General features: G+C 49.9%; 27 protein-coding genes. 10 read left to right on the top strand and 17 right to left on the bottom strand.

All coding sequences use genetic code 11. From position 1 onward, the window contains the following. Positions 1-32: 32 nt before the first annotated feature. The 3 genes from bioB (at position 33) to ABI361_01785 (ending at position 2560) form a co-directional block, all read left to right on the top strand. Entirely contained in the window at positions 33-1007 is a 975-nt protein-coding gene (gene bioB, locus ABI361_01775) for a biotin synthase BioB (GenBank protein MEO9319379.1), read from the top strand. Then, a complete protein-coding gene (locus ABI361_01780) occupies positions 988-2157 on the top strand; it encodes an 8-amino-7-oxononanoate synthase (protein MEO9319380.1) in 1170 nt (389 codons plus the stop codon). The genes bioB and ABI361_01780 overlap by 20 nt, the downstream gene beginning before the upstream one ends. Before the next feature lie 70 nt (positions 2158-2227). Next, a complete protein-coding gene (locus tag ABI361_01785) occupies positions 2228-2560 on the top strand; it encodes a hypothetical protein (protein MEO9319381.1) in 333 nt (110 codons plus the stop codon). Positions 2561-2566: 6 nt separating this feature from the next. Here the strand turns inward: ABI361_01785 and ABI361_01790 are convergent, their stop codons facing one another. Beyond that, positions 2567-3211 (bottom strand): Snf7 family protein, encoded by a 645-nt coding sequence (locus tag ABI361_01790; GenBank protein ID MEO9319382.1) that lies wholly within the window; start codon positions 3209-3211, stop codon positions 2567-2569. Between the two features lie 202 nt (positions 3212-3413). On the opposite strand from ABI361_01790, the gene ABI361_01795 reads away from it, so the two are divergent. Both ABI361_01795 and thrC read left to right on the top strand, forming a co-directional pair. After that, positions 3414-3680: a hypothetical protein gene (locus tag ABI361_01795; GenBank protein MEO9319383.1), complete on the top strand. Its 267-nt coding sequence runs from the start codon at positions 3414-3416 to the stop codon at positions 3678-3680. Between the two features lie 49 nt (positions 3681-3729). Further along, on the top strand, positions 3730-5070 hold the full coding sequence (thrC, locus tag ABI361_01800) for a threonine synthase (GenBank protein ID MEO9319384.1): 1341 nt from the start codon (positions 3730-3732) through the stop codon (positions 5068-5070). 247 nt (positions 5071-5317) lie between these two features. Here the strand turns inward: thrC and ABI361_01805 are convergent, their stop codons facing one another. The 3 genes from ABI361_01805 to ABI361_01815 all read right to left on the bottom strand — a co-directional run bounded on the left by ABI361_01805 (position 5318) and on the right by ABI361_01815 (position 8975). Beyond that, on the bottom strand, positions 5318-6724 hold the full coding sequence (locus ABI361_01805) for an anthranilate synthase component I family protein (protein MEO9319385.1): 1407 nt from the start codon (positions 6722-6724) through the stop codon (positions 5318-5320). Between the two features lie 324 nt (positions 6725-7048). Then, complete coding sequence (ilvD, locus tag ABI361_01810; GenBank protein ID MEO9319386.1) at positions 7049-8737, bottom strand: dihydroxy-acid dehydratase; 1689 nt, start codon at positions 8735-8737, stop codon at positions 7049-7051. A gap of 49 nt (positions 8738-8786) precedes the next feature. Next, the gene (locus tag ABI361_01815) at positions 8787-8975 is read right to left on the bottom strand and encodes a hypothetical protein (protein ID MEO9319387.1); all 189 of its coding nucleotides are present in this window, start codon (positions 8973-8975) and stop codon (positions 8787-8789) included. A 106-nt stretch (positions 8976-9081) separates the two neighbouring features. Between ABI361_01815 and ABI361_01820 the strand changes: the two genes are divergently transcribed. Continuing rightward, entirely contained in the window at positions 9082-9516 is a 435-nt protein-coding gene (locus ABI361_01820) for an HIT family protein (protein MEO9319388.1), read from the top strand. A gap of 322 nt (positions 9517-9838) precedes the next feature. Next, positions 9839-10168: a hypothetical protein gene (locus tag ABI361_01825; protein MEO9319389.1), complete on the top strand. Its 330-nt coding sequence runs from the start codon at positions 9839-9841 to the stop codon at positions 10166-10168. 30 nt (positions 10169-10198) lie between these two features. Here ABI361_01825 and ABI361_01830 read toward each other — a convergent pair whose 3' ends face one another. The 8 genes from ABI361_01830 to ABI361_01865 form a co-directional block, all read right to left on the bottom strand. After that, positions 10199-10441, bottom strand: a complete 243-nt coding sequence (locus tag ABI361_01830) for a hypothetical protein (GenBank protein MEO9319390.1) — start codon at positions 10439-10441, stop codon at positions 10199-10201. Between the two features lie 115 nt (positions 10442-10556). Continuing rightward, the gene (endA, locus tag ABI361_01835; protein MEO9319391.1) at positions 10557-11099 is read right to left on the bottom strand and encodes a tRNA-intron lyase; all 543 of its coding nucleotides are present in this window, start codon (positions 11097-11099) and stop codon (positions 10557-10559) included. A gap of 3 nt (positions 11100-11102) precedes the next feature. Further along, on the bottom strand, positions 11103-11756 hold the full coding sequence (locus ABI361_01840) for a DUF47 family protein (GenBank protein ID MEO9319392.1): 654 nt from the start codon (positions 11754-11756) through the stop codon (positions 11103-11105). 72 nt (positions 11757-11828) lie between these two features. Beyond that, entirely contained in the window at positions 11829-12710 is an 882-nt protein-coding gene (locus tag ABI361_01845) for a radical SAM protein (protein MEO9319393.1), read from the bottom strand. A gap of 234 nt (positions 12711-12944) precedes the next feature. Further along, positions 12945-13262 (bottom strand): hypothetical protein, encoded by a 318-nt coding sequence (locus ABI361_01850; protein ID MEO9319394.1) that lies wholly within the window; start codon positions 13260-13262, stop codon positions 12945-12947. Further along, entirely contained in the window at positions 13252-13653 is a 402-nt protein-coding gene (locus ABI361_01855) for a hypothetical protein (GenBank protein MEO9319395.1), read from the bottom strand. Before ABI361_01855 ends, ABI361_01850 begins: the two co-directional genes overlap by 11 nt. Before the next feature lie 158 nt (positions 13654-13811). Beyond that, on the bottom strand, positions 13812-14258 hold the full coding sequence (locus tag ABI361_01860) for an RNA-binding domain-containing protein (GenBank protein MEO9319396.1): 447 nt from the start codon (positions 14256-14258) through the stop codon (positions 13812-13814). Between the two features lie 46 nt (positions 14259-14304). Beyond that, positions 14305-15024: a 40S ribosomal protein S3a/S1 gene (locus tag ABI361_01865; GenBank protein MEO9319397.1), complete on the bottom strand. Its 720-nt coding sequence runs from the start codon at positions 15022-15024 to the stop codon at positions 14305-14307. A 163-nt stretch (positions 15025-15187) separates the two neighbouring features. On the opposite strand from ABI361_01865, the gene ABI361_01870 reads away from it, so the two are divergent. After that, positions 15188-15616, top strand: a complete 429-nt coding sequence (locus ABI361_01870) for a hypothetical protein (GenBank protein ID MEO9319398.1) — start codon at positions 15188-15190, stop codon at positions 15614-15616. A 239-nt stretch (positions 15617-15855) separates the two neighbouring features. Here ABI361_01870 and serS read toward each other — a convergent pair whose 3' ends face one another. The 3 genes from serS to ABI361_01885 form a co-directional block, all read right to left on the bottom strand. Next, positions 15856-17136 (bottom strand): serine--tRNA ligase, encoded by a 1281-nt coding sequence (gene serS, locus ABI361_01875; protein ID MEO9319399.1) that lies wholly within the window; start codon positions 17134-17136, stop codon positions 15856-15858. A 243-nt stretch (positions 17137-17379) separates the two neighbouring features. Further along, positions 17380-18765 (bottom strand): DHH family phosphoesterase, encoded by a 1386-nt coding sequence (locus ABI361_01880; GenBank protein ID MEO9319400.1) that lies wholly within the window; start codon positions 18763-18765, stop codon positions 17380-17382. A 72-nt stretch (positions 18766-18837) separates the two neighbouring features. Beyond that, positions 18838-19287: a 30S ribosomal protein S15 gene (locus ABI361_01885; protein MEO9319401.1), complete on the bottom strand. Its 450-nt coding sequence runs from the start codon at positions 19285-19287 to the stop codon at positions 18838-18840. Positions 19288-19455: 168 nt separating this feature from the next. Between ABI361_01885 and ABI361_01890 the strand changes: the two genes are divergently transcribed. Both ABI361_01890 and ABI361_01895 read left to right on the top strand, forming a co-directional pair. Then, positions 19456-19833: a hypothetical protein gene (locus ABI361_01890; protein ID MEO9319402.1), complete on the top strand. Its 378-nt coding sequence runs from the start codon at positions 19456-19458 to the stop codon at positions 19831-19833. Positions 19834-19929: 96 nt separating this feature from the next. Then, entirely contained in the window at positions 19930-20175 is a 246-nt protein-coding gene (locus ABI361_01895; protein ID MEO9319403.1) for a hypothetical protein, read from the top strand. A gap of 55 nt (positions 20176-20230) precedes the next feature. On the opposite strand, the gene ABI361_01900 is transcribed toward ABI361_01895, so the two are convergent. Further along, entirely contained in the window at positions 20231-21400 is a 1170-nt protein-coding gene (locus ABI361_01900) for a glycosyltransferase (protein MEO9319404.1), read from the bottom strand. 25 nt (positions 21401-21425) lie between these two features. Further along, entirely contained in the window at positions 21426-22067 is a 642-nt protein-coding gene (locus ABI361_01905; protein MEO9319405.1) for a TIGR00296 family protein, read from the bottom strand. Positions 22068-22234: the final 167 nt, after the last annotated feature.

The following is a 22234-nucleotide window of genomic DNA, read 5'->3' on the forward strand; positions in this document are numbered from 1 at the left end:
AAGTACAGGCCCGGGAGACTGATTGTTAAAACTTGAATTCACACGATCAGATTGAGGCTCTTGCGAGAAGGGTAATTGACGGCGGCAAGATTACCATCCAAGAGGCTCAGTTTTTACTTAACTACCCTGACCTGCGGGTCCTAGCTTCGTTTGCCAACGATATAACTCGTGCGCTCCACAGAGATGTCGTCGATGTCGAGGCCCTTCTTAATGCCAAGTCTGGACGGTGTCCGGAAGACTGCTCCTTCTGTGCGCAATCGTCATTCTACGACACCGGGATAAACAAGTACCCGCTGTTGCCTACAACGGCGATTATCGAAAACGCTGTCAAGGCTAAGGAAGCGGGGGCTTCGAACTTTTGCCTGGTCTGTGCTTACCGTGAGCCGCCACAGGCAGACTTTGAGCAGATCTGCTCGACAATTGTGAAACTGAAGGAAGAACTGCAAATGGAAGTAAACGTGAGCCTTGGCTTCATGACGCTGGAACGCGCCAAGCGCCTAAAGGAAATCGGTGTCAAGAGATACAACCACAACCTTGAAGCTGCGCCAAGCATGTTTTCACGCATCTGTCGAACTCACGATTTCAGTGACAGGGTATCAACCGCCAAGATCGTCAAACAGGCAGGCTTGGAATTATGCAGCGGGGGCATTATCGGAATGGGCGAAAATGCGCTGCAGCGCCTTGAGCTTGCTTTTGCGCTAGCAGAACTGGAGCCTGAAGAAGTACCGATTAACTTTTTGATAGCAAGAGAAGGCACGCCCCTCCAAGGCGCAGAAGCCATCGACCAGGAAGACGCAATCCGCACGATCGCAGTCTGGCGCTTCATCCTCCCCAAGTCGATAATAAAGATCGCGGGAGGCAGAGAGGTTCACCTTAAGGACAAGGACGGATTTGCGCTTAAGGCCGGCGCCAACGGCATTATTATCGGAGGCTACCTGACGACAGGCGGGAACGAATCGGAACGAGACCTTGCGATGATAAAACAGATTGGCCTCTCCCCAAGCTGATACGACGTTTGTCAAGGTAAGGCTTGACTCGCTCAGATCGTCGCATCTCCTTAGGCGACTTCGCAAAGTCGAGGTTCTTGGACCCGCGGATATCATTGTAGACGGGCGCAAGGCGATCCATCTTTGTTCAAATGACTACCTCGGTTTATCCACTCATCGGAAGGTTGTTGCCGCCTCCATCCCGCGGGGACCCATTTCGCCGTGCAGTTCTCGGCTGGTCGCTGGGAATACGCCTGCATTTTCTCAGTTAGAGTCAGCATTGGCCGACCACAGGCAGACCCAGTCGGCTCTCGTCTTTCCCACGGGCTATGCGGCATGTCTTGGTGCCATATCTGCGATTGCCGACAAGAAAACAATCATCTACAGCGATGAACTGAATCATTCGAGCATAATTGACGCATGCCGGCTTTCCGCTGCTGCCATTCGCATTTTTCCTCACAACGACGCAGAAGCCCTGGAGCGTTTGATGTCGGAACAAAAGTCCGACGGTCGAAAAGTCGTCGTAACCGAGGGAATTTTTAGCATGGACGGAGATATTTCGCCGCTTGCCAGAATAGCAAAGATAGCCCACGAACATCGCGCGTTAGTCGCAGTCGATGACGCCCACGGTGATTTCGTTTTAGGTCCTCACGGACGTGGAACGGCAGCAAGATCAAAGGCTCTGGTAGACATTCATATCGGCAGCCTCAGCAAGGCGCTCGGCTGTTTTGGAGGGTATGTCGCTGCATCGACGGAAATTATTGAGTTCTTTGTAAATACCTCGCGCCAATTCATTTACACCTCCGCTCTGCCCGACCACTTATGCAGAGCTGCAATTGCGGCACTAGGAATCGCAGATACTGGATTGCTTCAGCGCCGCCTCTTGTCAAACGCCAAGCGGCTCAAAAAGAATCTCGAGGAAGAAGGATTCCAACTCGGCTCATCTCCCACTCAAATTCTGCCAGTAATCATGGGCGACGAAGAGCGCGCCCTTGAATTTTCAAGCGAATTACTGAACCAGGGCGTCTTTGCGCCGGCAATCAGGTATCCTACAGTCCGCAGAGGCGCGGCTAGGGTAAGGGTTTCCGTCACGGCGCTCCATGACCAGAAAATGTGCACCAGAATCGTCGACGCGTTTAGGACCGCAGGAAAAAAAACATCGTTGTTTTAAGGTTCTTAACAGAATGTTGCAGAACTCGAGTTTAGCAATATTCATAAATATGCACGCTATGGAAAGACTGGTGCAGGAGAAGGAGCTCAGGGTCGTGCTCAAAGTTCCAGTAGACAGGTACGACGAGCTGAAGAGCTATTTTGAATTGCTTGCGGTGGAGGACCTGCTTTTCGGAATGCGATTCTCGTACAATCGCAAAGCAGCGGAGGAGGGCGGCTATCTGTTGCCTGGTCGGAAGAGCTTTGTTACTGCAGAGACGAAAGGCCTGAGTCAGAGCCAAGCCCAATGGAGGCTAACCCATTGGAAGGCAATGATCCGAAGTTATAGAGAAAAAGGATACAGTTATCCAACGATTTCAAGAATAAAGAAAAAGGTAAGAACGATAGCCGCGACGGGCGGCTAACGCAGCTCAGTAACCCGCAGCTTCGGGGGTCTTTTGTACGCCGCCTGTCGGCAAGTCGGGGAATTTACTCTTCATGTTGAGCTCCACGACAGCACTTGCCTCTTCCATGATTCTCATGGTGTCATCATTTGCAGCGCTGAATGACCCAATCTCGCTGTTCGGTAGCTGGCCAGAGTCGGTTATTATATTGCCCAAAAGTTCTGATATCTGCCCGAACGACGAATCGGCTTCCGGCATCATTCCGGCCAATCCTCCCTGGATTCCCTTTATTACTGACATCGCAGGGCTGAGAGTAACAACCACATCGCCTAGTTCTGTTATAGTATTGAGCCGCAGTTGAATCTGTTCCAGCGCAAGTTTTGCAGACGTCACCATCTTGTTCATCTTTCTGATCTGAGATAGCTCGCCTGATAGCACCCTCGCGTGCTGACTGTCATGGCTCTGCATCGCCAAAACCACCCGCTTGAATATCAGCTGGTCTTTTTCCTGCATCCTGCCTGAGATTGAGTCCAGTTTTGAAATCTGCATTTGCAGCTTTTTCTGTGCTTCCTCGATCTTGGGTTTTAGGGGTGTTTGAGGTTTTATCCCTTCAATCAACCTGTGGCCCATGCTTTCTCCTTGTGGCTTTACCCACTTGTTACCAAACGACATGCTTACTATTATGGCACCTAGAGGCTTAACATTCCTACAAAACTTAAACTGCAATGTAGCCGCCTGAACTGTCACCGCGGTGACAGCCGTTTGCGGTTAATCTGAAAATTTCTCTCTCAAAACGCCAGCGCGATTGCAAATCATCAGGCAGTTTAGCCATTAGACAGGTTTTTTAATAGGCCGCTCACCGGTTTATTCTCATATGCTAAAGGAAAAAATCAAGGTCAATAATCGCAATTATAGTATCACAATTAATGAACAGACTCAAATGTACGCGATGAGGCTAAAGAGGTTATATCAGCAAGGCTACAGCGATATGGACAGTTTTGACGAGGTGAGCTCAGAGATCTCCACCACTGTGAACAATCTATTGAAACTTGCAGTCTCCCCGGAAGTGCGCGAGGACGACATGGATGGCGTCATTGAGCAGGTATTGAAGATGTACGAAAAAACATCTGGCAAGAAATGAATCTCATGGACAACATCTAAATATCAATCTCCAAAGTTCTTCTCTGTTTATGGACGATTACGCTAACAAGAAGTGCATAAATCCGTCTTGTGGCCTTACCTATGAGATTCTTTCAGACGTTTACAGATGCAAATGCGGCTCGCTACTCGATGTAAAGTATCGCGACAGGCCTGACAAATCTCTAGTACAGACGTTCTATCAGCGGCGCAATCACGGCGGGAACATTTACAACGAAAGCGGCGTGTGGCGTTTCAGGGACCTCATAAACTTCTCGGGAATCGACACCGAGGACTTTGGCGAATGCGCAAGAGTCCTTGTTTCCCTCGACGGCTCCGAAGGCAGACTGTCAAAGCCGTACAACATGAGCAAGGCTGCAGACTACGCAGACATGGAGCACGCTTCTTTTTTCCTTCAGCCAGAAGGTTACAACCCGAGCGGCTCGTTCAAGGACAACGGCATGTCGACGGCGGTTACACATTCAAAAATGCTTGGCGTAAAGAAAATAATATGCGCGTCCACCGGCAATACTTCAGCGTCCGCGGCGATGTATGCCGCCAACGAGGACATGGAGTGTGACGTTTACATCCCAAGGGGTGAAATCGCGCCCGGCAAACTGGGTCAAGCATTTCAGTTTGGGGCCCAGGTAATCCAGGTCGACGGGAATTTTGACGACGCATTGGCAGCTTCTCTCAAATACGCCAAGGAATCGAAGGGCTATACCGTAAACTCCGTCAATCCATTCCGCCTTGAGGGCCAAAAGACGATTGTTTACAGAGTGCTTGAACACCTTGATTGGAACCCGCCTGACTGGATAGTGTATCCGGGCGGAGCCCTGGGAAACACATCGAGCTGCGGCAAGTGTTTGATGGAGCTTTCAGAGTGGGGCTGGATCAAAAAGATACCCCGACTCGCTATCGTAAATGCGGAGGGCGCAAATACGTTTTACGAGCTCTACAATGGATTATTCGAAAACAAGCCTTTGAGGTGGAACGGAGGACGACCAGACGTCGCAATGATAGAGAGGTACTATTCTCACCTCGATGCAAATAACATTCGTCCCAAGACGCATGCGACTGCCATCCAGATCGGGAGGCCCGCCAATCTCATCAAGGCGCTGCGAGCACTGGACTTTACGAGCGGGGTAGTAATTCAAGTCAGCGATAAGGACATGGGCGATGCCATGTCAATCGTAGGCCTGAATGGTTTTGACTGCGAAATGGCCTCCGGTGCCGTCCCTGCAGGCGTGAAGAAATTGCGCGAAGAGGGTCTGATAAAGCGGGATGATACTGTTGTAGGAATTCTCACCGGTAGGCAAAAGGACCCGGGACTTGCAGTCGAGTACCACTTGAATGCAAACAATCTGTTTTCAAGGCCACCAAAATCGCGATAGCCGCATATAATTGAATACGCGCCAGTCCCTATCACAATGTATGCATGCCGTTGCTACTATGCGCATCCCGATGCACACAATGCATCACGCACCCCTACAATAGCATACACGCCGTGTCGGCACCATGAGCGTACACATTTTGCCCTTTTTTCTGGCAACTACCGTCGATGACATGAATTATAGTCTAGTCTGTTCATGGCAACGAGCCCAGGTGCATTAGCAGGGACTGTTATATTGAGCAGATTTTTTATGTTCTTGCTCTTCGAAGGGCTTCAAGAACGGCATTTGCCTTAAACTCTGTTTCTTTCCACTCGCTCACAGGGTCAGAGTCCATGACTATTCCAGCGCCAGATTGAACGTAGGCTTCGCCATTCCGGTCGACAAAAAGGGACCGTATCGTGATTGCAAAGTCTGCACACCCGTTGAGTGAAAAGTATCCCAGCGCGCCTGCATAAGGGCCCCGCGGCGAACCCTCGAGCTCGTTAATAATCTGCATGGCGCGAACCTTAGGAGCGCCACTGACCGTACCTGCAGGGAAAACTGCCCTAGTCGCGGAAAACGCATCAGCATCAGACCTCAGCGTTCCTTCGACATGCGACACAATGTGCTGTACGTGGCTGAATCGCTTTATTTTCATTAGTTCCTTAACTCTGACAGTTCCAAATTCACATACCCTGCCTATGTCGTTGCGAGCAAGGTCTACCAGCATGGTGTGTTCGGCCAACTCTTTTTCGTCTTTCATAAGGTCTTGGGCAAGCCTGTCGTTTTCCTTCTCGTCTTGTCCTACTGGCCGAGTTCCTGCAATGGGGAAAGACTCGATGTGCTTGCCGGTTATTCGGATGAGCATCTCCGGGCTTGATCCGAGTATGCTGCCTCCCGGCGCACGCAGGAAGTACATGTAGGGCGAAGGATTCACCTCTCTCAAGCGATCGTAAACTGCAAGTAAATTTCCTCTCGTTTTAAACGAGATTCGCTTTGAAAGCACCACTTGGAAAACGTCCCCATCATAGACGTAGCCCTTCGCCTGTCTTATCTTTCGGATGAACTGAGCCCTACTCATATTTCGGACTGGCCGCGAGTATGAAAACGCAATGTGTTCGGCGGCGGCAGGGGTGCCTTCGAACTTCGCATTAAGCTCGCCCAGCCTTGACGGGCCAAGGCAGAAGTAAAATGACCGGTTCTGGACGTGATCGTAGATTATTCCGTCTCTGTAAAGCCCGAATTGCATAATGGAAAATCCCTTCTGCTTATGCAGGGCAGGCAGTTTCTCCCAGAATCGTACCGCCTCATAGCTTATGTAGCCCACCGCTCCGCCGACAAACCTGAAGCGGTCATCCTTTATGGACGGGAGGAGGCGCTTGAGCTGAGAAAGAGGCTCGGTAATGTCCTCGTTTATCACGACCCTGCGCTTCTTCTTGTCAACTACCCTGAAGCGTCTTGTATCACAACTGACAATGAATTCAGGCTCAAAGCCAATCACGGAAATCTCGGAAAGTTCCTTTGGACCGACGAGCGACTCAAGGATAAAGACGTGGTCAAATATGCCATAGAGCCGTTTGAAAAGGTCAAAGGGGCTTTTCTGAAAATCTACTGGTGTAACCTGAAGTGCTGGCGGACTAGAATAATTGAAAATTCCAAAAGTGATCGCCTTCAGACATTTTTCAACTACCTACAGTGGAGGCCGTTTTCTTCTCATTTAAACTTAATGCACTGTCTGGAGGTTTTTCAGCGCGTGTTGTAGCCACTGCGACACAATCTGGTTTAACTTTAGCAGGCACCGCATATCAATTTGAATGGCGGCTTCATCAGTCATTGAAAACAAACTTGATTGTGGATGTATCGTCGTAGCATTTCCGAACGGCAAGAACTACCAGAGTGGTTGCATGTCGCACAGAAGCAAATATAGCTATTCCTGTCCCACGTGCGGAGAAGTATTCAAGGTGTCAAAGTTATTGCTTGAGCACCGATGGGCTCACGCTTACTGAGCCCCTAAAGTTGAAGGCACTGTTATGGCTCCTTGTGACGCAGACTGAACAAGGCTTGCATATTTAGCCAGTGCGCCAGTCTTGTAGTGGGGCCGGATAGGTTTCCATTTTCTTTTGCGCTTGTTTAATTCAGTGCTTGACACTACCAGATCGATCTTGCCGCGAACCGCATCGATGGCAATTTCGTCGTTCTCTCGCACCAGGGCGATGGGGCCTCCAACCATTGCCTCGGGCGCGACGTGGCCTATCATAAAGCCCCGTGTCGCGCCGGAAAACCTTCCATCTGTAACCATGGCCACTTTTTCCCCTAGGCCTTGCCCAACAAGCGCTGCAGTGACTGCGAGCATTTCACGCATGCCCGGCCCTCCCTTTGGACCCTCATAGCGGATAACCACGACATCGCCTTCATGAATTCGCCTCTTTGATACAGCATCAAAGGCATCTTCCTCTGCGTTAAAGACTCTGGCTTTTCCAACGAACTTTTGACTATGAACTCCAGCCAGCTTGACGACCGCTCCTTCCGGAGCAAGCGTACCCTTGAGTATCTTCAGGGTTCCCTCGGGCTTGATCGGATTGTCAATCCTGCGCACTATTTTCTCGTCCTCCAACGTCGGGATCGCAATCGACTCGATGTTCTGCCGCATGGTCCGCCCAGTAACCGTAGGGACTTCACCGTTTAGCAGGTTCCTTTTGAGAAGTGCTTTGAGGATTACCGGCACGCCGCCAACTCTATCCAAGTCAAGCATTACGTAATTTCCACCAGGTCTCATGTCCGCAATATGAGGCACCTTCTTTCTCATTCGCTCAAAGTCAGAAAGCGTCAACTTCACCCCCGCTTCACGAGCAATAGCCAAAAGGTGAAGGACAGCGTTAGTCGAACCACCGATGGCGTTTGCGACCGCTATTGCATTTTCAAAGGCCTCAAATGTCATGATGTCTCTCGGTCGCAAATTGGATTCGATGAGAGGCATGATAGCCTTTCCGGTCATGAAGCAGATTTCCCTCCTCCTCTCGCTTTCCGCCGGAGGAGAAGCACTCCCCGGAAGCGACATGCCAATAGCCTCGCTTATTGATGCCATGGTGTTGGCGGTGTACATACCTGCGCAAGACCCCGCGGACGGGCAAGCGACATTCTCAAGGCTAACCAGCTCCTGCAGCGTCATTTTCCCGGCGTCATAAGCGCCCACACCCTCGTAAACGTCCTGAATTGTGACCTGCTTCCCATTCCAGTCTCCGGGCATAATGGTTCCTCCGTATACAAAGATGGAAGGAAGGTTCAACCGTGCCATGCCCATCAAAGTTCCTGGAAGACTTTTGTCGCAACCCGAAATACCGACTACGCCGTCATACTGGTGAGCCCTGACCATAATTTCAATGGAATCGGCTATGATTTCGCGGCTGACAAGCGACGCCTTCATCCCTTCGTGTCCCATGGCGATCCCATCGGATACCGCAATGGCCGTAAACTCACGAGGAGTGCATCCGCACGCACTCACTCCCTGCTTTGCGCTCTGGGCAAGTTGGCCTAGATGAATGTTGCAGGGGGTTGCTTCATTGCATGTCGAAGAAACGGCTATGAATGGCTTGGACAGATCACCATCATCAAGGCCCATTGCCTTGTACATCGCACGGTGGGGAGCTCTTGCTGGACCTTCAAGCGCTCGTCTGCTGGGAAGATGCATCAATCAATAATCGGGCAGCAAAACAGCATATTTTAAGATTGAGAGATCTTCAATCGAGTGTCGCCGTGACTTTTAACGCATCCAGACCCTCTGCCTTGAAGACTGTCTCGCACATGCCGCACTGCGCGTTTCCGGTCGAGAGGTCCTCTGATGAGACCTCCTCGTTGCGATAGTCGCATTTTGGACAGCGAAACGAAAAACTGACCTTGAAATCCTCAAGTTCGACTGTTTCGGCCATCTGATAACTAACTCAGCAGAACGTCTGAATTTAGTCATATTTAAAATTGGCTCTTTTTCAGGGCAGGAAGAAATAAAGACGGCCATTCATAAGTTCCTGCGGAAAAATGACAAAGGCGGATACCTGCACCTTTTGTGCAATCATTAGAGGGGAGTTGTCATCAGCGCAGGTATACCGCAACGATCAGTTAATTGTAATCATGGACAAGTACCCCATCAACTCGGGGCATACGTTAGTTATCCCTGTGCATCACTACGACACGCTCTTGCAAATGCCTGTCAACGAAGTAAGTTCACTCTATTCTGCGGTTCCGGATATAGCGCGTGCGGTTGTATCAGCCGTAAAAGCAGATGGATTCAATGTCGGACAGAACAACGGAATCGCTGCCAATCAGATTGTGCCACACGTGCACGTCCACATCGTACCGCGCTTCAATCGGGATAGCCCTGATGGCAGATGGCCTGCGCGCCGGGTCGCACCTCATAATGAGCTGGAGCAGGTTGCTAGGACTATAAAGCAGAATTTGGCCATGCCCAAGTAATTTAGGAGTCGTATACTCTACGGTATACCAGAGTAATATGCGATCAGCAATCGTGGCCGTGGGCGGTCAAGACGTGGCTGTTGCAATCGGGACATTCCTCCAAACAAAGACGACCGTCATTTTCAACGGCTAGAACGAGGGCGGTCCCTTTACATGTCCTGCATACAAACAACCTAAACCACGCTCTTTCTTGTGCCTCGCCCTTTAAGTCTTTTTTGTTTCTTGTTTATATACTCTCAGGGGTTGCTCTGCTCTCAATTGCGGTTTGAAGGAAAGCCAGCCGAAAACAGGTATATAAGGAAACCATAACAAGACGACGTTCATGTTAGTCGCCGAGCTTCTCGGCTGGGGCTGCATTCCAGAACTGGCAAAGGATTGCCAGGACATGACAAACACCTCCAGCACATACTTTTCCATAGTCGTCGGTGCGCTCATTGGAGCCGTAATCAGCTGCTGGATATATTGGCGGCAAACCATGTTGGCGAAAGCGCAGGATTGGACCATCAGGAGAATTGCGGCGCTAGATGAGCGTCATAACGAACTATTAAAAAGAATAGAGGAGATTGAGCGGCATCATCAGAGGAATCTTGAAGTTCTATTGGAAATCAGCAAAAACATGGAGCGATTCCTTGAGGCCTACCGGGACAAGTAGGCCATCTCTGTCGCCATAGTTCGAAAGGCCCTAGGGTTTCCTGCTGTCGGTAGCTGCCCCCGTTTTCGGTTCATCCTTGAAGACTTTGAGTGCGGGTTTGCCGTCAATCATTGCGCTTGCAGGGTTTCGCAGCCTTTTGATATAGACTGCCATGTAACGCTCGGCTTCCTGTTTCGTCTCAAACCTTGCCTCGCCGCGGAAAGAACCATTATCATCAATAAGGCTCACTGCATTCCACATGCCGTTTTTTCCCAGCTTCTTGACAGTGTACACCGTCGCAGGAGTACTGCTTCGCGTATTTAAGAGAGCGGATAAAATTGTCACGGCTGTTTCATGCTATTGCAACTTCAAAAGCCGGTAGGTCGTTAGTCGAATCGGATCCGGCGTCTCATGCCTTCCACCAGTCGAAGGCGACGTATTCCACCGTCTTTTCTTTCATTGTGGGCATTGCAAGTACGAACTGCTTCTTTACCGTAGTCGCAAGCCTGCCGGCCAAAACAATGCCGGTTGCTGACACCGAGTCATTCTGGCGGAACACCTGGACCAGAAAAGGGGCATGATCAATGCCCGGCCCGTGTTCGTATACTGCGAAGTCGCAGCCGAACTTTATGCCCGGTGTCACCACATAACCCTTGTCTCGAAGGTTCTGAAAGACAAGATATTTTGCCTCAAAATCCGCATAAAGTCCCTTGCACATCTTCCTAATATCGCCCGATGAAACCACCCTTCCGTCGGTGTTGAGGATCCTAATTACGCGCTTTTCAAGCAAAAAGCAGCCTTCGATAAGGTCCAGAATCAGAGGGGCGTCAAAATCTGTTCCCTTTGGCTTCGCTATTCCCAGAGGCTTGCCATAGTATCCTGCGCCAAACAGAGTACGCGCGTCGGCAGAGTCCCAAATAATAATCCTGTCTCTGATTAGCCTAGCGTCTATCATTTACATGCTGAGGGCCAAGATTGTAAAAGAGTCCGCGGCTTCTTGACACTTATCGGTCACTCCCTCTATCCCCTCCACTGCGTCCTTAAGAAGCAAGAGGTCTTTCGTCACGCTAATCTCATTCAATGCTTTGACAATGACTGCCCTGTACTTTGCGTCAACCTGACGTTCTAGTTTCTGAACGTCCTGCGCCAGGTCAATCGTATTTGCAGGATTGATGCTAAGAGCCCTACCCATTTCATTAAGTTTGAAAATAGAGTCGACGACCATCCCGACAAGCGCTTTGAGGTCATCGTCAAATTGTGCCTTTCTTAAAGCGGCGACTTTGATGTTTGCCAATCGAAATGCTATCCCGCTGATATAGCCTGCTATGTCGTCGATGACATACGCTGTTCTCAGTATATCCTCTCGGTTTGACATCAGGCTCCCAATCTCGGCTACTTCGCGAGTTATTTTACGCCGGAGGTTCTCCACTTCTTCTTCAGTATTGCGCATACGTTCGAGGCAGGCTTGGACGTCCTTCGCATCCTCCTTGAATAGCGAGGAGGTCAAGTTTGCAAGGTCTCTTGATGAGTTCAAAATGCGCGTGATTTCGTCTTGAAGAACCGCGAGAGCCTTTCGTTTGGCTTGAACTTCGAGTTCCCCGCTGTACATCGTATGTCCAGACGAAGTGTGCTATCTCGCTATTAATCCTTTGGAATATGGCACAATCCCAGTTTGGATCGGTTAGAATCTACGAATTTCCTTCGGCTTCCAAAGTTCCGGCCTAGACTTGAGATCCTGAATCTGCGCTACGAGCCTTGTACTGTCTGCGGGCAAAGTTCCTCCGACCGAGTAGACATTGGAAGCATGATTGGCCCGGAAAATTATAGGCGAATTTGGGCGAGTCTGGAGCAGAAGCCTTTCAATCTCATCCAAGACTTCCACATCGTCGAGGGGAGTGAACTGCTCCCCGTACTTTTCCAGGAATTCTTGTCTGATCCCGTCCTCAAGATGGAGGGTAAGTGCACCAACATAGTCTGGTGCAATCTCATTCAAGATTTTGGCAGTGTCAGAAATATGCTCAGTGGTATATTTTTTCCCTCCAAGGCCCAAGATTATCATGCAAGAAAGAATTAAGCCGTGCGAGCGTGCCTTACTGCAGGCCGCTATGATTGTTCTTTGCGTCGCACCTTTGGTCACCTTTCTGAGAACGACATCATTACCGCTCTCTATGCCAACATAGAACATCCCCAGTCCTGCACTTCTCAGCAATTCTAGGTCCTTGTCTGATTTTCGAAGTATATTGGAAGGCATTGCATAGCACGATACACGTTCCAGATGGGGAAATTTTTGCTTCAGGTATTCCAGAATTTCAACCAGCTTGCTCGTCGGGGCGTTAATCGCATCCCCATCTGCCAGAAATACCCTTCTGGTGTCGGAATAGTATTTGGAAGCTACATCTATCTCCGACTTTAATTCATCCATGGGCCTTTCATAGTACTCTTTTGAGCGGTACATGTTGCAAAAAGAGCATTTGTTGAACGAGCATCCGAGTGTGACTTGAAATATCATAGAGTCAGCCTCTGAGGGCGGCCTGTACAGGGGGTAATCGTAGGTTAGCTCCAAGTGGTAATATTGAGAGGCCGCAGTAATAATTATAGCTTTATTGATAAAAATGGGTCGGTTCGTCGCGAGGTCTTCATAGCATTTGCTCAGTCTGGAGCAGCGAACTCACCTCATTCCCGGTATTACGTAGTGGAAATTAGGCGTAAAAAGCTTTTGAATACGACTGTTTACAAAATGACTTGTTTCAGATCATTAGTGGAGCTCTTTCTGAAGACGGATGAGGTAACGCCATCATTAACTAACGTTTACTGCGCTTGCTTCGCTCTTTAGTTTATGCAACGAGCCAGAAGATCCCATGGTCAGGACCGGTGGATTGGAGAGGGCAATGGTCACCAAAACTGAGTCAAGCGCTGAAAGCGAACAGCGAATAATGCACTTCGCGCCATACTGTGCAACAATTTTTATCGACGCTTGGGTCGCATTAATCGTGCCGTAAAGTTCGGAGTATCGCTCGCACAACTTTGCTATCGCTTCTTTGCATTTTATCGAATCAACGTCCGATTCGGCGATTAATAGCACGATGTATCGCTTTTTTGGCTTTCTACGCAGCAACGCCGACTATCCTCTTTGCCAGGGTCTCGTCAAGCCAATCGGCCGACCGGCGCCAGTGGCGCTTTGGGTTTATGCCGCATCGTACAAGAACCGCATCCATGCACTGGCCAGACACCATCTCGTGCAGCGAAGTCGCACCGCTCGAGAGGATAAATTGGTCACCTCGGAGGTTGCAAAAGTCGTAAAGTTCGCCAGCCTGAGCAAACCAATCACCAAGCGCTCTGCCTGCAAGCCGGCGAGCGTCAGATATGAGAAGCTCAATTGCTATTCCTTTGCGATTGTTTTTCTTCAGGTGATCCTTTTCGCGGCGGAAATTCCTAATGGTAACAAGCTCTGTTTGCTCTGCAACGGGGTTCTCAGCCGGGCCGCATGAAGCAACAAGATACTCCATCTTCGCCCCATTTGACGCATCGCGGCCTATATTGAGGATCAGGCGGTGACTATTTTCCCCCGCAGTCTCTGTCGTCCCACAAGCAGATGCATACCGCTCAAAGCCCAGCCGGTCGCTTACCTGCAGGATATCCTTGAAATCGACCGAAACATTGAGGTCTATTCTATTGTAGATGACAAAAGACCCCTGTAACTTTCCAAATTGCCGGAGGGCTTGAATCTTCGAACGGGCTTGAACCTTATCCGTATCGAGTCGGACTCAGAAAGTATGACTCTTCCCTTGCAGAGAGCCTGCTTGTCGATGCGGATATACAGGTTGCCTCTCTCATCCGAATGCTGAGAGAGGTTCCTTGACAACTCCTCCTTATCACTGCTTCTGAGCAGAGAAATGACTCTGGTTGCAAATTCGTTCGCATCACCGCTTGCAAGGTTACATGAAGCAAGCCTGATTTGGTTTTTGAAATGGCCTTCAGCCTCAGAAAGCGAAAAGTTGGTCTTGGGAACACTCAGAGTTGATTCTATCGAATCGAGAATCCGCTCGCTGTTCTCGGTAGCGTGAATGACAAAACCAATCTCCGCACTGGAAAACCGGTGTTCCAATCCCATAGAATGCTTTTGGGCTCCAATGACGAAAGATGGTAAGCGGGGATTCCTATGAGGATTGGGATGCTTCCGATGCAGCTTCCGTGACTACTTCGACTGGCTTTGCCTCTTCGATGGCGCGTGATTCTGGCGTAGAGATAAGTTTGGTCTTCTTGATCCCGATGTGCCGAATATTAGCAACTTTGCGAGCATCTTCGAGGATTAGCGCGCCAAGCCTGCTTGATGTTTCTCTCGACTCGCCGTCCTCCTTATTGCCGGTCACTTCTTGGACAAAACGATCGACAGTGAGTTTAGGGATCTGTTCGCTTAGAATCCGGTGGGCCACCATTCTAATTTCGTGCTTCTTGGACGCGTTCAGGCGCCTCTGGCTGAATGCGACAACCGCCACTCGGAAAGTATAGCCGTCCATAGTGGTAAAATCATGAACATAATTAATCATCGAGCTGCCACGCCTGACAAGGCTTCTCAGGAACTCCTTGGCATACTCGTGGCCCTTGAAAATAGTCGTCGCTTTGCCGTCTGAAATCTTGTCAATGGCAATAAACACTTTGATTTGGTGCTGGTCCATTGTTTGTCGCTCAGGGTTGCCTTTCATCATGTCATGTAGCGTATTTTCTATTACCCGTCCTCTCGCTTCTTCGATGTCTGTAATAGGAACGTAATTGATTGGAACCGGAGGCTCAAAGCCTGATGGCTTCTCAACAAGAACCCATTGCTTGTCGCGCCACTTGTCGCGAACCCTGCCTCCTTTTTTTGCGCCCTTGGCCATGAGTAACTTGTCTCTAAATTGAATATATAATCTATGTTGCTCCCCCGCTTGACCGAGGTCGACATTTCGGGAGTTTTGGCAATGACTTCGAGGAATGCGAGCGGGTTTATTTCTAAAAATCCGCAGTCGCCTTTATTAGCGATACTTGCGCGTCGTTTTGGCCATGAGTGACAAAGAGGAGATTATTGCCGCAATGGAGCAGCTGGAGGCGGTTCAGCAAAAGTATCTTCCAAAAGTTGACCGCAAGTTATTTGTCGACTTGTTCATGCGCCTCAGGGATAACCCAGAAGAAAAACCCATGTACACTATCGAGGCGTTTCTAAAGAGGAGCGAAGGTCAGGAAGAAGTCAGAGCCGAGGCCATCAGGCAGCAGATAATGGATTTGACAGGCATGGCACCTGAAATATTTGACAACGCAACCCATGTTGTCGTTAACTACAAACTCGACTATGAATTGCTGAAAGAGATCCAGAACCGACCTGAGGTAGAAGAGGTGACGGGCTCGTACATGGGCAGTATGGCTTCTATAGGTGCAGCCCACGAGCGCTCGACCCAAGCCGGCAGAAGAGATAGCGAATACAGGTACTACTAAAGTACAGGTTCTGCGCATCGTACCAAGCGCGTGAGTCCCAGGAAGGGCGACGGCAATCAAGGATGGTTCCGGATATTGCGAGGCTCATGACCGCTTTTGGTCAATGCAATCTCTAATAGACTGTTCAGGCGTTGGAAGTGCCTTGTTGGGTGGGAATGTTTAACATCAAACATTCGCCAAATCTCACTTCTGGCAATTATCTTTTTTAGAAAGCTTTCAATTCAACCAGGCGACAAGAGTCATTTTGGATTCCCAATCAGAGTTTTTCCGCCCATATACTTCTGAAGCGCTTCAGGCACTGCAAATGTTCCGTCGCTTTTTTGATAATTCTCCATTATAGCGACAAGGGTCCTCTCTGTAGCTACCAGCGTACTGTTTAGGGTATGCAACAACCGGGTATCTTCGTTGGTCCTATCGCGGAACCTGATTGATAATCTTCGAGCTTGATAGTCCAGACAGTTGGAACATGAGATTATTTCTCTGTATGCGCCCTGCCCGGGCATCCATGCCTCGATATCATAAGTCTTGCATGATATTTTTCCTGTGTCGCCTGAAGACAGCAGTATGAGCCTGTACGGTATGCCCAAGAGCTGAACGAATTTCTCTGCTAGTCCCAGCATTCGTTCGTGTTCCTCCCAAGACTCTTCTGGTCTGCAAAAAGTAAATTGCTCAACCTTTTCAAACTGATGCACCCTGAAGATTCCTTTCATGTCCTTCCCGTGGGCGCCCGCCTCCTTGCGGAAGCAGGAGCTGTATCCAGCGTACCTTATTGGAAGTCGCGTCCCCTCAAGGATCTCGTCCATATGCATGGATGCGATTGCATGTTCGGAAGTGCCAATAAGGTAGAGGTCTTCGTCGGCGATTTTGTATATGACATCCTTGAAGTCACTCAGAATCACCGCGCCTTCCATTGCCTTCTGCCTAATCATGTACGGAGGCTGTACCGGCGAGCAGCCGTTTTCCGAAAGAAAATCGAGTGCAAGGTTTATCAGCGCTTGATTGAGCCGAACCAGGTCGTTCTTCAGATAATAGAATCTCGCGCCTGAAACCTTGGCTGCCCTTTCGAAGTCGACAAGGTCTTGGCTGATGCTAATCTCCACATGGTCTCTCGGAGTAAACATGAACGTAGGGGCAGACCCGACCTGCCTTACGATGACATTCGCTTTTTCATCTATACCTACAGGAACGGACTCGTCCAGGAGGTTGGGCAGTCTTAACATAAGTTCGTTGAATTTCTGCTCGGCCACTGCCAGGGCGTCTTCAGTTACTTTCATTTCACTCCCTGTAACCTTCATTTCTTCCAGTTCCTGCGCCGCGTCCTGTCTGTTTTTTTTCTTGCTGGCTATTTTCTCGGAAAGTTGGTTCTTCCTCTTTCGCAGCTCCTGGGAATTAGACATTAACTGTCGTCTTTGCTTGTCAAGAGTTATCAGTTCGTCAAGTGGATAATCTGCCAGGTTGCGCCTTTCAAGCATGGTACGGATGGCATCGGGACTGTCTCTTAGCAGCTTTGGGTCAAGCACTAGTCCTCTACCACTTTACTAGCTACAGAAATATGCTCCAGCACTTCGTCCAATGTATTTGCCAGGGAAGCTGAGAGATAATCAGGGCCTGAGCTTTTTATCGAGATGACTGCGGTGTTTCGCGTAGCAGAGACCTGGAGCAATAGACCGTTCGGGATTTTTACGTTATCGGGTATTAATGCGTTCACAATTGATTTGCATGCCTTTGCAGAACTGAATTCAATTTCGACAGACACACTGAATTCAATCTGTCTTCGCAAACCTTGAATCTCCGATTGATTCCCTAACTAGTTTGCTAAATTCTGCAACTGAATTAGAGGGAATCCTGCAACCTGCCGCCGCGGGATGGCCGCCGCCCGTTCCCCCTGCTCTGGCCGCACAATGACGCATAATCAAACCCAAATTGACCCGCGGCGCGTTCGACCCCCCTTTCCTGCATGAAAACTTGAAGTACTCTGGGTCGTCAGAAGATACGGTTCTCAGGAAAATTAGTTTTCCCGCCATTAACGCAGATCCGCTAAGCACTGACGAGACCGCGCCTAGCATGTCGCTTGCCACCAAGCCATCGCCGTGCACAAACACTTGATCCGGAGAATCGGTAATCCGCCATTTGTCAGCAAATATCGCTGTCAGGTAGCTCTTCAGAGTACTTCTATACGATTGGGATGCTCTTTCAGCCTCGCTTAGCATGTTATTCCTGTCACCAAGGCATACGGCCACGCCCACGCCCGCTTTTCCTATCCGGCCACACGCGTTTAGCAGCGTTCCGAATTCGCGAGCATCGCGCAACTGTGTCCGTGCATCCTCATTGTTGAGCGTGTAAACCCTTCCGATAAGCTCGTTAATGATCCCGCCCGCTTCGGCGCCGGAGACACCAATGTGTCTTGCTATTGCATCAATGAACGCGCTTTTTTCCTCCTGCGAAAGCTCTGAGGGGGTGCGCCATCTGCTTCCGTCGCGTAGCTTGATGCCAGCCTTTGTGAGCAAGTTGTAGCAGGCATCGGGGTGCCATGTTAGCCCGTGGATGTAGGGAAAGCTTGTGTATGCTAACGACTCGTGACAGGGTCGGGTCTCTCTGCCTGCAACCAGTATGTCAAGATCTGCATTTACAAGACCGCTCGATTGCGCTTGCTTCAATATCTCTTCGTTAATTCCAAGTAGCGACCTTTTTTCCCCCTGGTCTTGCCTGTCTGCGACTGCGGTCACGATGGCGAGAGGCGACAGGTCGCGGTTAATCTGATCCAGCCTCGTGGCAACTAGGTAACAAAGCCCGCCAGAAGAGATTTCCACAGAACCATCAATATCCACCTTCCAGGGGTTGAAAATCATATTTTCATCGTCCGTCAACTTCTCTTCTTCAGATATCTGGTGGTGGTCAAAGATCAGGCAGTTTCCCGAAAAGGCATTTCTTATCTCGCCCGACCAACCTCCCCCCAGGTCAGTAACTATGACAAAATCATGCGATTCGTTTTTGATGCTAGCAAGAAGATTCGCGTTCATGTCTGAGGCAATTCTAACGCAGAATTTTGCGCCCAGCCTTGCTAATGAGGAAGCGAGAATGCTGCCTGCTCCTATGCCGTCTGCATCAAGATGTGTCAGTATGCAAATTTCTGAATCCGATTCCGACACTTGATGTAGCTTGTCGCAAAAAGGCTGAGCGGCTCGTGCGAGTGTAGCAAAGTCGCCCATCCAACTGGAACCCTATTCCAGCTGGGCAACCACGGTAGAGTATTTCCAGTTTTGGGCTAGTTTTCCGGTCCGCTTATAGTACTTGGACAACCGGTGAATCTTAGCCTCGACAAGCTCCATGGACCGCACGTTACGATGGTCGCTGTTGTGTGCCTTTAGATGCCTCTGGAGTCCGACGGCTTTTTGGACCAGTTTGTCCAGGTCTTCAGGCATCGGGTACGAAATATTATTCTCGGCAAGTATCTCGCTTATGCTCTTTCCCGTGACTGGTTTTACGAGCGGCACCGAATGCTCGTCTCTCAATTTAAGACCAATCATGCTTGGTGATACGCCGTCATTAGCCATACTTACAATAAGGGATGTGACTTGCTCGGCAGATTGCGTCACCCACCCCGGCCTGCTTTTTGAGGTCGGCCGCGTAGAGTGTGACTTGCCCCTTGCGTGAACGTGAATACGCGCCATATGCTAGTTAGCATTTTAGTGGACATAAATAGCTATATTCGTTCAACGCTCGATGATATCAGAGTTGTTTGCCCCTCATCTGTCCTTTCATGATATTGTAGCAGGACTGACTCTTCTCCCGGCTAGAGCTCATAAAGGATAAATAGAAGATGCCTAAAAAGGTAGTTAATGAACAAGCCAATCATCGTTGCGCTAGCTGCATTAGCGGTATTGAGCGTGACGGTCATAGGAAATGTTCCGATTGCACGGGCGCAGTATGGCGTTCAGGGCAATCCCACATCAGCTCCGACTCAGGACCAGCTTAACGAGTGCGCTTCATACACCCCTCCAATTCCACAGCAACAATGCAATGAGCAGGCCATTTTGGCGCACAGAAAGGTTACTTACGCGGAGCAGAATGCACAGAGCTCAGCCAAAGGTTCAGGAACACCCTACTTCCAATCGACAAACTTCATCGTGTTCATTGGTGTTCTGGGCGCGATTTTTGGCGGAGTAGCTGCGGCCTTCTTCATTAAGGGACGAGGCTCGAAGCCAGTCACGACCTAAAAACTCCCTTTCCTCCTTTACTTTTTCTTCTGAAGTTATTTCCCGTTTAAAAGCCAACCAAAATGTATATATCATTGAGCGAATTTGCATTAGGTGATGATAGGCTTTCAAAGTCTAGTTGGGCAAATCGGTCCGAACTACGACCCCCTTTTCTACGACGTCATGGTCTACATCTTCGGGACCATGCTGTTCGCAGTGTTCCTTCTGGGCGTCATAGCCTTCTGGCTGAGAAGAAAGGGACTTGGTGGCGGTTCAGCGAAGGAAAAGTGGGCACAAGAGCTGGAAAGATACTTCGAGCGCGAACAGATCGGCCTAATACCAGACGAGAAGCACCACTGGTAAGACAGACGGGGCTAGAGCCCATTTCTTATTTATTTTCATTTTTGAAAAAACCTAATCAAAGATAAGTTTTTACGATATCCGCGATATTCTTAGTTCCGTCGAGACTTTCGGCCCGATCCATCATCTCCAGGGCTCTCTGCTTGAACGATGGTCCCTCAATCCCTTTCTGAATCGCCGCCTTCAACTCTGCGGCCGTAAGTCTTTTTGGAGATAGCATTATCCCTGCACCAAGTTCAGATATCTTCTCCGCATTTCCCAGCTGTTCTCCATGATTTTCAATCGGAATAGTAACGACGGGCTTTCCAAACTGGATGGCCTGAGAAAGGGCCGTGTGTCCCCCTCGCATAACTATGAGACTGGCCATGGCAAACAACTCGTCGCGGATAGGACACCACTCATAGTACCAGCCATTGTGGCCAAGCCTTGAGGGTTCGACGGAGCCGCGGGCTAAGCCTCCCGAGATAACTATCTGGGTTTCTGGAAGCATCCTTGAGGCTTCCATCGCGAGCCGGACAAGCGGCTCACGCGTCCCTTTCGGCCCGCTAATATGAACAAAAACTATGGGCTTCGCAGGGTCAAAGAGTAGCATACTCGCCACTTTGTGCATCTGCTCCAAAGTCACCGACGGTCTGCGTGATGTAAACCCCACGTACTCCAGCCTTGACCTTGAGGCGTCGATTCCCCAAAGATTATGCGCCGAAATCGTATAGGGAGGCGGGAGGTCGGGCACAAGAATTCTCCCTGCCCGGTCCCACATAAGCCCGAGAAATTCGCCAACCATCTGTTCAAAGAATCGTGCAATAGCAAAGTCACGTAGCCGAGGCGACAGTAGCAATTTGATCTGGTTAAGCACTACAAGAGAAGGCACGTTCAAGAAAGATGCTGCTAGGATAGGCGATAGGCGTGAGTCGGACAAAACAACGTCGGGAGAATAGGAGACAATCGTGGATGTCTCCCTGCCAAACTGCCTTGCGAAGTTTAGAAACCAGGAGGGGATCTTGGACAGGCTGTGCTTTATAGAAAAGCCTCCTTCCATGCTCCACGAAAATTCAACCGGTGGCACCGTTTCACACACGAAGCCATGCCTCTTGACATAGTCGGCCGCCTCACCAAACGAGGAAAATCTGACCTCACACCCCGAGTCGCGTAGTTGCTCTGCGACGAGCGTCATCCGACTAGCGTGACCGAGGCCTACGCCATAGGGCGTCACATAGGCAAGCGCCAACGAGGGGCTTTGTGTTGGACAGTATTTATTTCAATGACGGCGGAAACTCAATCCTTGCAGCCGGGCCTGCAGGAGACTTTTCCTTGTACACGAGCGCCTGAAAGCGGTAAAGCTCGGCGCGGGGGTCCATCCACTTGTCTGGCGGTAGCCCTGCCTTGTGGCATATGCCTGCCAGAAAATCGTCCACGTTCCAACCCTGCTCGTAAGGCACCTGCGGAAGCAGCAATCCCGCGCATTCTTTGTATTTTATCACAAGCCCATCGGTGCCAACTCGCACGTACTGCTTGCGATCTACTGGCCTCTCAGCCATGATTCGCTCAAGTGGCGTCAGGACACTGACTTCGAAAATAATAGTTGCCAATTCGGCAGGAGTGACTGTCTCAAACCTCGGATCTTCAGTAGCCGCCGCAATTGCGGCCCGCACGACTCCATCGTACAGCCTTTCCTGACCCAATGGATAACCAATGCAGCCCCTGAGGTTCTCCTCGCCTTCGTTTGACAAAGCATGAATAGTAACAAAGACTCCCATCCTAGGCGATTCAAGAGAAATTGTTCGATGGAAGTTGCCAGTCTGCAAGTACTCCGTGACTGCCTGCCGCGCAACTTCAACAAGGCGCTGCCCATCGGCGTCAGAAATCATGGGATTTTTTATCGGCTTTGCCCCCATTTCTTCCTAACACCCTACCGAAGAATTAATTATCCGCGGCACGGAGATCCGGTTGTTATGATGAACTGTCCGTCCTGTGGGGCTGTAATGGTTTGGCTAAATGGCTCCGTATTACACGATCCGCCCACAAAGTATTATCACTGCAGAATATGCGGATTGGACGTGGT

The sequence above is a fragment of the Nitrososphaera sp. genome (assembly GCA_039938515.1).
In the GTDB taxonomy this organism is placed as follows: domain Archaea; phylum Thermoproteota; class Nitrososphaeria; order Nitrososphaerales; family Nitrososphaeraceae; genus Nitrososphaera.